The sequence below is a fragment of the Mesorhizobium sp. P3_A9 genome, from assembly GCF_056402975.1.
This window is the reverse complement of the sequence record NZ_JBFUGJ010000748.1, coordinates 1-906: the sequence shown is the minus strand read 5'-3', so window position 1 is coordinate 906 and position 906 is coordinate 1. Positions and strand designations below refer to the sequence as shown.

General features: G+C 59.8%; 1 protein-coding gene and 1 pseudogene. Both read left to right on the top strand.

What is annotated here, in order from left to right:
• Nucleotides 1-319: 319 nt before the first annotated feature.
• Nucleotides 320-586 carry a type II toxin-antitoxin system ParD family antitoxin gene (locus AC1DX0_RS36495; RefSeq protein WP_477224679.1) on the top strand — a complete coding sequence of 89 codons (267 nt, stop codon included), beginning with the start codon at nucleotides 320-322 and terminating at the stop codon, nucleotides 584-586.
• A gap of 3 nt (nucleotides 587-589) precedes the next feature.
• Nucleotides 590-901, top strand: a pseudogene (locus tag AC1DX0_RS36490) (type II toxin-antitoxin system RelE/ParE family toxin).
• The last annotated feature ends 5 nt before the right edge of the window (nucleotides 902-906 follow it).

The following is a 906-nucleotide window of genomic DNA, read 5'->3' as shown; positions in this document are numbered from 1 at the left end:
TCGGAGCGGCTACCCGCAACCACACGCGAAATAAATCTAGCCGGTGGGGTTCTTTCTCAGCCGGCTTCAGTGCCCGCCGTCTCGCTGGGATGACGAGCGCGGATCGCCGCAGCTATCGATTGCCGGACCCGGTCATCGATCACGCCGGCGCCTTCAGAGCTGAGGCGATATCTCGGCCATGCCGAATCGGGCGACTCGAGCCTGCCTGCGGAACAATCCGAATCAAAGGCAGAGTGCGGTCGAATCGATCAAGGCTGCTAATAGTTGACATTTATTGCTATATTCTTCGCGCGCCCCATATTCCTTCCAAGAGGCTGCCATGCCCAATTACGCTCTGAACGGCCATTATGAGAGCTTCATCAGGAAGCAGCTCGAATCAGGCCGCTACAACAATGCCAGCGAAGTTGTCCGCGCCGGCTTGCGCATGCTCGAGGATTTCGAGGCGGAGCGAGAGAAGTGGCTGCGTGAGGAAATCCCGGCGCGCCTGGGCGAGCTGCAACGGGATCCGGCGAAGGGTGTTCCTGCCGAAACGGTCTTTTCCCGGCTTGAAGCGCGTCATCGCGCGACGCAGGCGAAAGCCAAGTAAGGGATGGAGTACCGGATTGTCTTCCACCCCAACGCGGAAGCCGAACTCGAACAGCTCTATGACGACATAGCCGAGCGCGCATCGCCTGCGGTCGCCTGGAGTTTCGTCGCCGGGATCCGCGACCATTGCCTGGATCTATCGACTTTTCCACAGCGCGGGACCGAGCGGGTCGAAATCATGCCTGGGGTTGCGGATTGTTGGTTACCGGCGCGCCGTCAGCATTGCTTTCGCGGTCGAGAGCGAACGAGTGCTGATCCTGGGCATCTTTATGCTGGTCGAAACATCACGCCGGAATTGCTGGAAGGGCGGCTCTGAAGCGT

What these genes read in the sequence shown, in the direction of transcription:
- AC1DX0_RS36495 (WP_477224679.1), top strand. Translation starts at nt 320, where the DNA reads ATGCCCAATTACGCTCTGAACGGCCATTATGAGAGCTTCATCAGGAAG.